The following is a 9,131-nucleotide window of genomic DNA, read 5'->3' as shown; positions in this document are numbered from 1 at the left end:
GGTTTCGTTTCTGCCCCCCGGCTTGCTGGGCCCGGGTGACCACCTCCGCCCCCGCCCCCCCCTCCCCCCCCCCCCCCACTACAGGGGATTTGTTGTGGCCGAGCGCAGCTGCGGCCACGCAAAAAAGCCAGCCCCGAGGGCCGGCTTCTTCTGGCGAACGCCTTGCTTACCGCATTACTTCATGCGGTAGGTGATACGGCCCTTGGTCAGGTCGTACGGCGTCATCTCGACCTTGACACGGTCGCCGGTCAGGATGCGGATGTAGTTCTTGCGCATGCGGCCGGAGATGTGGGCGATGATTTCATGCCCATTTTCCAGGCGAACGCGGAAAGTGGTGTTCGGCAGCGTCTCACTGACGGTGCCTTCGAACTCGATGGAGTCGTCTTTCGACATGTAGTCCTGTGCGGTTCTGCGGACGGCCCGCTGGGCCTAAGGGCGGGCATTTTACGCCGCCACGCGCAATCATGCAAAGTTTGCGTTAATTGGTTTCAGTTTCAGCAAGAAATGCGGCAGAAAGCTCGCCAAACCGGCGTGTCCAGCTGCCGGGGGCGTCCGGCCTCTGCACCAGTGCCCGCACCTGGGCAAGGAAATCCGCACGGGGCTGGAGCTCGGCGCCCATCCGCACCAGGTGCGGGTTTTCCACCTGTGCGTCAATCAGCAGCCAACCCCAGCCCTGCAGCGTGCGTGCCAGGGCAGCCAGCGCCACCTTGGAGCCACCGCTGCGGCCGCTGAACATGCTCTCGCCGAAAAACATCTGGCCAATGGCGATGCCGTAGATGCCACCGACCAGCTGATCTTCATCAAACACTTCCACCGAATGCGCGTAGCCGAGCCGGTGCAGTTCCACGTAGGCGTGGTGCATGTCATCGGTGATCCAGGTGCCATCTTGGCCGGGGCGGGGGGCCTGCGCGCAGGCCTGCATCACCTCGGAGAAGGCAGTGTCCGCGCGAACCCGCCACGACGATGCGCGCAGCCCGCGACGAAAGCGCGAGGACAGGTGCACGCCGTCGGTGCGGAACACCATGCGCGGATCCGGCGACCACCACAGCAGCGGTTGGCCTTCCGAGAACCATGGGAACACGCCACCCGCGTAGGCATTGAGCAGGCGCACCGGGCTGAGGTCGCCGCCGATGGCGAGCAGGCCATCGGGTTCACGCAGCGCCAGTTCGGCCGGCGGAAACGGGGCGTCGCTGGCGTTGTCCAGCAGGAACGGGCCCTTGTTGCTCATGCGGTGCCCTGCGCTTTGAACGGGGAGTGGCGTTGCAAGGTTGCGTGGTAAGCGCTGACTTCGGCCCGTTCGCGTGCGCACCAATGGCGTAGTGCTTCCCGGAACTCGGGGTGGGCGATCCAGTGCTGGCTGCGTACCTCGGTGGGCAGAAAACCGCGCGCGAGTTTGTGTTCACCCTGGGCGCCTGGCTCGAAGCGCTGCAGGCCTTCGCGCAGGCAGTATTCGATGCCCTGGTAGTAGCAGGTTTCAAAGTGCAGGCCGGGCAGGGTGGCGCCGCCCCAATAGCGGCCGTAAAGCGTGTCGGCGCCGCGCAGGCACAGCGCGCCGGCAATCGGTTCGTCATCCTGCAGTGCCAGAAACAGCACCAGCTGACGTGGCAGCTGCGCCGCAAGATGCCGCAGGAAAGGCAACGTCAGCGCGGGTGAGTTGCCGTACTCGGCGAAGGTCCGCAGGTAGAAACCATGCATCGCGCGCAGTTCGTCGGCGCTGGCTTCGTCACCGTGGCGAACGATGAACTGAATGCCGGCACGGCTGACCTTGGCACGCTCCTGGCGGATGTTCTTGCGGTGCTTGTGGTCCATCGACGCGAGGAAGTCATCGAAGTTCTGCCACTGCGGTTGTCGCTGCCACTGGAATTGCACGTCAAGGCGCTGCAGCCAGTGGTCATCGAACAATGCGGTTTCGTCGGGCAGGTGAAAATTGACGTGCGCCGATGACAGCGCCTCTGCCTCCACATGCGCAACGATGGCCGTGAGCAGGGCGCGACGGGCCGCATCGTTGCGCGCCAGCAGGCGTGGCCCGGTGACCGGCGAGTACGGCACCGCGCCCAGCCACTTGGGGAAGTACTCCATGCCATGCCGCGCATAGGCATTGGCCCAGGCATGGTCAAACACGAACTCACCGTGCGAGTTGTGTTTGAGGTAACCCGGCGCTGCAGCGATCAATTCGTCGTCGCGCCACAGGGTCAGATGTTGCGGCTGCCAACCCCATTCCTCGCGCAGGCAGCCGTGCTGTTCCAGCCCGCCCAGGAAGGCATGGCTGACGAAGGGGTTGCTGCCATCGTGCAGGGCGTCCCAGGCGGATGCGCTGATGTCACGCAGGGAGTGAAGGGTGCGCAGCTGTTGCATGCGTTCAATCTACAGCGTCATTGCAGTGCATTACTCATCCCCGCCTGGCCGGGAGGTGTCAGGGTGTCCACTCGAGCTTGAAGCCAAGGTCCCTGGTTGTGGGTGTGTTGCAGTCCCAAATGGGCTCCGGCAGTTGCTGCAGCCGGGCATTGGCGAAGGTTGCGACTTTTTGTGTAGCGTCGGATTGCTCGCTCTGGGTTGTGACCGTGTTGCTGCAGAAACGATAGGTCATTGCCGGTCGAGGCTGGTTTGCCTCCACGCGTCGAGGCAGCTCAACGTAGTGCACGCGATATGCAGCCTGGATGACCACCTCGGCTGCGACCTTCTGCATATCGAGAAGCACTCCACCCATGGCTTCAAGGGAAGTGAACGCGGCGGAATTGCATGGCAGCCGCTGGAACTGTTCGCTGGCGACGCTGCCCCCACCATCCACTTCCTTCAACAGCGCAAGCGTCATCAGTTGCTTGATGGCAGTCTCATTGCCGCCACTGGAATCTTCCTGCAGCCAATCCAGCGCGAGCTGACGACGGTCGGAGCTCACAGGTATCCCCGCGACGATGCAGTCGGCAAGGAAAGTGGCGGCCATTCTGCGATTCTTGGCGTCTCCCGCCTGGGCGGAAGTCAGCATCTGGTCGGTCACCTTGCGCATGCTCCCGTCGGCCACCTTCTGGAGTATCTCCCTCGTTCTCAGGGCCTTCTTGTCATTGCCGAGGGCGACCAGAATCGGATCTTGCTTGATCAGCTCCACAACCATCTCTTCTGTCATGCAGAGGGTTCGGGCCAGCGGCTGCAAATCCGACGGGGTAAGCGGCAGCGTGGTTTCCGCCGCCGAGGTGGCATGTGAGGCGGCCATGATGATGGCCGCCATGAAGGTGAATCGAAGCATTCAACAGTCCTTGTCGATTTACAGCGAGGGAAATCAGACGCCCTGTGCGTCCAGGTAGCGCTCGGCATCCAATGCGGCCATGCAGCCGAAGCCGGCCGAGGTGATCGCCTGGCGGTAGTGCTGGTCGGCAACGTCGCCGGCGGCGAACACGCCCTCGACCGAGGTCTGCGTGGCGTTGCCGCCCAGGCCCGAGCGGATTTCCAGGTAGCCGTTGTTCATTGCCAGCTGGCCGTCGAACAGGCTGGTGTTCGGGTGATGGCCGATGGCGACGAAGAAGCCGTGCGCCTCGATGTCACGGGTGCTGCCGTCCTGGGTGGACTTCACGCGCACGCCGGTCACGCCCATGTCGTTGCCCAGCACTTCGTCAACCTGGTGGTGCCACACGGTTTCGATCTTGCCGGCCGCGACCTTGGCGAACAGCTTGTCCTGCATGATCTTTTCCGCCTTCAGGGTGTCGCGGCGGTGCACCAGGTAAACCTTGCGGGCAATGTTGGACAGATACAGGGCTTCTTCCACGGCAGTGTTGCCGCCGCCGACCACGACCACGTCCTGGTCCTTGTAGAAGAAGCCGTCGCAGGTGGCGCAAGCGGAAACGCCGCGGCCCTTGAAGGCTTCTTCCGACGGAATGCCCAGGTACTTGGCGGTAGCGCCGGTGGCGATGATCACCGCGTCGGCGGTGTACTGGGCGTTGTCACCGATAAGAGTGAACGGGCGCTTGGACACGTCGGCGGTGTGGATGTGGTCGAACACCACTTCGGTCTCGAAACGCTCGGCGTGGGCCTGCATGCGCGCCATCAGGTCCGGCCCCATCAAGCCGTGGGCGTCGCCCGGCCAGTTATCCACTTCGGTGGTGGTCATCAGCTGGCCACCCTGCTGCAGGCCGGTGATGACCAGCGGTTTGAGGTTGGCGCGCGCGGCATAGACGGCGGCGGTCCAGCCGGCGGGGCCGGAGCCCAGAATGATCAGCTTCTGATGGCGGGTGGGCAGGGTCGGGGCGCTGGAAGTGCTCATGTATACTCGCGAAATTCGGGGGTTGAAGGCACGATCGCAACATTGCGCAACCGTCCGGGCAAGTTCATAGAGTGGCGGTCAGGTCACAGTGAATCAAGGCACGTGAATGGAACTGCGCGGCCCGTCTGATGGCAAACCCTTTCCTGCATGCGCATCACGGTCGCCCTCCGGCGGTTTTTTGGCGTTTTCTGTATCTGCGCGGTACAACGGTGTCTGCCAAGCGGGTGAAACCCGGCTTTCTGTCGTTTAATATCAAGCACTAACCGTGCATTTCTAAGGTCTGGTCAAAGGTGGCGAAACAGGTCCCGGAACGTGGCAAGAACTCCAGCGCGGGCGCCAGTGCCCGCAAGCAGGCGGCCGCGGCGGACAATCCCCGCCGGCAAAAACTGTGGCGTGACCTGGCGCTGATCGCGATCGCGCCGGCGCTGCTGTATCTGCTGGCGAGCCTTTTCACTTATTCCCCCACGGACCCGGGCTGGTCACAGGCCGGTTCGGTGGTCGCGCCCGTGCACAACGTGGGCGGCCGGGTAGGGGCGTGGATTGCCGATGTCATGCGGCAGTTGTTCGGCTATGTGGCCTATCTGATTCCACTGGTGCTTGCGGCGGTCGCCTGGATTGCCATGTTCGGGCTCAACCGTGAAGAACGCGGCCAGGACGACCTGGGGCCGGCACTGCGCTTGATCGGCATCGTGGGCTTCCTGATTGGCGCGACGGGCTTTCTGTATCTGCGCCTGCCGCCGGGAGATATCGCCCGTGCCGGTGGCGGCCTGGGTTCATTGGTCGGGAAATCGTTGCAGAGTGGGTTTGGCCCGGTCGGCAGCAACTTGTTCATTCTGGTGCTGCTGTTGACCTCGATCACGCTGGCCACGGGGCTGTCCTGGTTTGCCGTGATGGAGAAGATCGGCAAGTGGGTGCTGGCACTCGGGCCGATGCTCAACAAGAAGAAGGAGCAGGCCAGCGAGTGGCAGCAGACCCGCGCCCTGCGCGAGGAACGCGAGGAAGTGCGCAAGGTGGATGCCGAAGTGCGCGCCAAGCGTGAGCCGGTCAGGATTGAGCCGCGCCCGGCGCCGGTCATCGAAAAGAGTGACCGGGCCAAGCGTGAGACGCAGATTCCGATGTTCCAGGGCGTCAATGGCGACGGCTCGGACATCCCACCGCTGGCACTGCTGGACGACCCCAAACCGCAGCCCAAGGGTTACGACGAGCAGACGCTGGAAACGCTGTCGCGGCAGATCGAATTCAAGCTCAAGGATTTCCGCATCGATGCACAGGTGGTGGGCGCCTATCCGGGCCCGGTGATCACCCGCTTCGAGATCGAGCCGGCGCCGGGCATCAAGGTCAGCCAGATCAGCTCGCTGGACAAGGACATCGCGCGCGGCCTGTCGGTGAAATCAGTGCGTGTGGTGGATGTGATTCCGGGCAAGTCGGTGGTCGGCCTGGAAATCCCCAACGTCACCCGCGAGATGATCTTCCTGTCCGAGCTGTTGCGCTCTAAGGAATACGACAAGTCGGCCAGCGTACTGACCCTGGCGCTGGGCAAGGACATCGCCGGCCGCCCGACCGTGGCAGACCTGGCGCGCATGCCGCATCTGCTGGTGGCCGGAACCACCGGCTCGGGTAAATCCGTGGCGGTCAACGCGATGGTGTTGAGCCTGCTGTACAAGGCCAGCCCGAAAGACCTGCGCATGCTGATGATCGACCCGAAGATGCTGGAACTGAGCGTCTACCAGGGCATTCCGCACCTGCTGGCGCCGGTGGTCACCGACATGAAAGAGGCCGCCAACGGCCTGCGCTGGTGCGTGGCCGAAATGGAACGCCGCTACAAGCTGATGAGCGCGGTGGGCGTGCGCAACCTGGCCGGCTTCAACAAGAAGATCAAGGACGCCATCGACGCCGGCCAGCCGCTGATGGACCCGCTGTTCAAGCCGAATCCCGAGATGGGCGAGGCGCCGCGTCCGCTGGAGCCATTGCCGTTCATCGTCATCTTCATCGACGAATTCGCCGACATGATGATGATCGTCGGCAAGAAGGTCGAAGAGCTGATCGCGCGCCTGGCGCAGAAGGCGCGTGCCGCCGGCATCCACTTGATTCTGGCCACGCAGCGGCCGTCGGTGGACGTGATCACCGGCCTGATCAAGGCCAACATCCCGACCCGCATCGCCTTCCAGGTCAGTTCCAAGATCGACTCGCGCACCATCCTGGACCAGTCCGGCGCCGAGGCACTGCTGGGCAACGGCGACATGCTGTACCTGCCGCCGGGCACCGCGCTGCCTGACCGCGTGCACGGTGCGTTCGTATCCGATGAGGAAGTGCACCGCGTCGTGGAACACCTCAAGGCCAGCGGCCCGACCGACTACATCCAGGGCGTGCTGGACGAAGTGCAGACCATGGGCGACGGCATTGTGGTTGGCGCGACCGGCCTGCCGGAAACCAGCAACGGCGGCGGTGACGAATCCGACCCGCTGTACGACGAAGCGTTGCGCATCGTCACCGAGACCCGCCGTGCATCCATTTCCGGCGTGCAACGGCGTTTGAAGATCGGCTACAACCGCGCCGCGCGCCTGATCGAGGCGATGGAAGCGGCCGGCGTGGTCAGCCCGCCAGAGCACAATGGCGACCGGGCAGTGTTGGCACCGCCACCACCGAAGTGAACGACAGGGCGGCATTCAGCTGACGATTGCCGCCCATTCATATTCAAAACGGCAGACTCTGCCTCACTCCACCCAATCTCACGATCCGCCATGAATGCACTTCTGCGCCATTCGTTTATCGCCGTTGTCCTGGCCTGTGGCGGCGTTGCCGCGACGGCCCATGCCGGTGCCCGTGACGACCTGAAAACCTTCACCACCGGCCTGCGTGGCCTGGATGGCCAGTTCTCGCAGCAGGTGTTTGATGCCCGCGGCAAGCTGAAGGAAACCTCCAGCGGCCGGGTTGCCTTGTCGGCACCGCGTTTGTTCCGCTGGGAATACACCCGCCCGCATCCGCAGCTGATCGTCGCTGATGGCGCCAAGGTGTGGGTGTACGAGCCCGACCTGGAGCAGGCCACTGTGCGCGAGCAAGGCGCCGAGGAACAGAACAGCCCGTTGACCGCGCTGATCAACCCGGCACTGCTGGAGCGCCAGTACGACCTCAGCGAAGAAGCCGCGCCGCGCGACGGCATGCAGTGGCTCTCGCTTACGCCCAAGCGCGAAACCGAGGCCAGCTTCCAGTTCGCCGCGCTGGGCTTTGCCGCTGGCGGCCTGAGCCGCATGGAAGTGGTGGACGCCGTCGGCCAGCGCACCGTCATTGATTTCAGCGGCTGGAAGAAGAACCCCGGCTTCGCTGCGGACACCTTCCGCTTCGTGCCGGGCAAGGACGTGGACGTCATCGGCGAGCGTTGATCCACTTGCAGGCAGCGCTGCCTGATGAGCAATCCCTTCTCCCGCATGCGGGAGAAGGTGCCCCGATGGGACGGATGAGGGCGGTGTTGGAAGCGGCCGCGTTAGAATGCCGGCGTGGCCAGATCCCGAAACATCTTCATAGACGATGCCCCTGCCGACCTGTTGAGTGTCGACAGGGAAAGCATGCGCCCGCTTGCCGAACGCATGCGCCCGCGCACCCTGGACGAAATGGTGGGGCAGAAGCGCCTGCTTGCCGCCACGACCGCGCTGCGACGCGCGGTGGAGTCAGGCCGGGTGCACTCGATGATCCTGTGGGGGCCGCCGGGCTGCGGCAAGACCACGTTGGCCCTGTTGTTGGCGCAGTATGCCGATGCCGAGTTCAAGGCGATTTCCGCCGTGCTGTCCGGCCTGCCGGAAGTGCGCCAGGTGCTGGCCGAGGCCGCACAGCGCTTTGCCGACGGCCGCCGCACGGTGTTGTTCGTGGACGAGGTGCACCGCTTCAACAAGGCCCAGCAGGATGCCTTCCTGCCGCACATTGAACGCGGCACCATCGTTTTTGTCGGGGCGACCACCGAGAACCCATCCTTCGAGTTGAACTCGGCATTGCTGTCGCGCTGCCGGGTGCATGTGCTGGAGTCGGTATCGCCGGAGGATGTGGTCGAAGCCCTGCAGCGCGCCCTTAACGACAGCGAGCGCGGGCTTGGCGAGCAGGCCATCACCGTCTCGGCCGAGTCGCTGCTGGAAATCGCCCGCGCCGCCGATGGCGACGTGCGGCGCGCACTGACACTGCTGGAAATCGCGGCTGAACTGGCGTCCAGCGAGGGCGGGGAAATCACCCCGGAAACCCTGTTGCAGGTGTTGGCCGACCGCACCCGCCGCTTCGACAAGGGCGGTGAGCAGTTCTACGACCAGATATCGGCGCTGCACAAATCCGTGCGCAGTTCCAACCCCGACGGCGCCATCTATTGGCTGGCGCGCATGCTCGATGGCGGCTGTGATCCGTCCTACATCCTGCGCCGGCTGACCATCATGGCGGTCGAAGACGTTGGCCTGGCCGACCCGCGGGCACTGGAAATGGCCATCAATGTCTGGAACGCCTATGACCGCATCGGCGCGCCGGAAGGCGATATCGCGCTGTCCAACCTGGTCGTTTACCTGGCCAGCACCGCCAAATCCAATGCGGCCTACATGGCGTTGAAGGCCGCACGCAAGGATGTCGCCGAGCTGGGGACACAGCCGGTGCCGATGCATCTGCGCAATGCACCCACACGGTTGATGAAAACCCTGGGCTACAGCCAGGGCTATCAGTACGACCACGATGTTGAAGGCGGTATTGCGCTGGACCAGACCGCGTTCCCCGATGAGATGGGCGAGCGCGTGTACTACCAGCCGGTGGAGCGGGGCCTGGAAATCAAGCTCAAGGAAAAGCTCGACCGCCTGCGCGTCGCACGTGAACAGGCACGCGCCCAGCGCAAGCCCGGGGCGTGATGCGCGGTCAT

8 protein-coding genes are annotated in these 9,131 nt (G+C 64.1%); 3 read left to right on the top strand and 5 right to left on the bottom strand.

Annotation, left to right across the window (positions count from 1 at the left end):
- Nucleotides 1-174: 174 nt before the first annotated feature.
- From infA to trxB, 5 genes are all read right to left on the bottom strand, one after another.
- Nucleotides 175-393, bottom strand: coding sequence for a translation initiation factor IF-1 (gene infA, locus ACVOLO_RS14540; RefSeq protein WP_005409596.1), 219 nt, complete (start codon nt 391-393; stop codon nt 175-177).
- A gap of 85 nt (nt 394-478) precedes the next feature.
- On the bottom strand, nt 479-1,228 hold the full coding sequence (aat, locus tag ACVOLO_RS14535; RefSeq protein WP_481571026.1) for a leucyl/phenylalanyl-tRNA--protein transferase: 750 nt from the start codon (nt 1,226-1,228) through the stop codon (nt 479-481).
- Entirely contained in the window at nt 1,225-2,355 is a 1,131-nt protein-coding gene (locus ACVOLO_RS14530) for a GNAT family N-acetyltransferase (RefSeq protein ID WP_481571025.1), read from the bottom strand. The genes aat and ACVOLO_RS14530 overlap by 4 nt, the downstream gene beginning before the upstream one ends.
- A 58-nt stretch (nt 2,356-2,413) precedes the next feature.
- On the bottom strand, nt 2,414-3,241 hold the full coding sequence (locus tag ACVOLO_RS14525) for a hypothetical protein (RefSeq protein WP_481571024.1): 828 nt from the start codon (nt 3,239-3,241) through the stop codon (nt 2,414-2,416).
- 33 nt (nt 3,242-3,274) lie between these two features.
- Nucleotides 3,275-4,252, bottom strand: coding sequence for a thioredoxin-disulfide reductase (trxB, locus tag ACVOLO_RS14520; protein WP_481571023.1), 978 nt, complete (start codon nt 4,250-4,252; stop codon nt 3,275-3,277).
- A gap of 290 nt (nt 4,253-4,542) precedes the next feature.
- Here trxB and ACVOLO_RS14515 point away from each other — a divergent pair, with 290 nt between their 5' ends.
- The 3 genes from ACVOLO_RS14515 to ACVOLO_RS14505 all read left to right on the top strand — a co-directional run bounded on the left by ACVOLO_RS14515 (nt 4,543) and on the right by ACVOLO_RS14505 (nt 9,120).
- Complete coding sequence (locus tag ACVOLO_RS14515) at nt 4,543-6,903, top strand: DNA translocase FtsK (protein ID WP_481571022.1); 2,361 nt, start codon at nt 4,543-4,545, stop codon at nt 6,901-6,903.
- Nucleotides 6,904-6,993: 90 nt separating this feature from the next.
- Nucleotides 6,994-7,632 (top strand): outer membrane lipoprotein periplasmic chaperone LolA, encoded by a 639-nt coding sequence (lolA, locus tag ACVOLO_RS14510; protein ID WP_481571021.1) that lies wholly within the window; start codon nt 6,994-6,996, stop codon nt 7,630-7,632.
- Nucleotides 7,633-7,815: 183 nt separating this feature from the next.
- On the top strand, nt 7,816-9,120 hold the full coding sequence (locus tag ACVOLO_RS14505) for a replication-associated recombination protein A (protein WP_481571020.1): 1,305 nt from the start codon (nt 7,816-7,818) through the stop codon (nt 9,118-9,120).
- The last annotated feature ends 11 nt before the right edge of the window (nt 9,121-9,131 follow it).

It is taken from the genome of Stenotrophomonas sp. STEN056 (genome assembly GCF_056759635.1).
The sequence above is the reverse complement of the archived record's forward strand: the minus strand, read 5'-3'. Positions and strand labels throughout refer to the sequence as shown.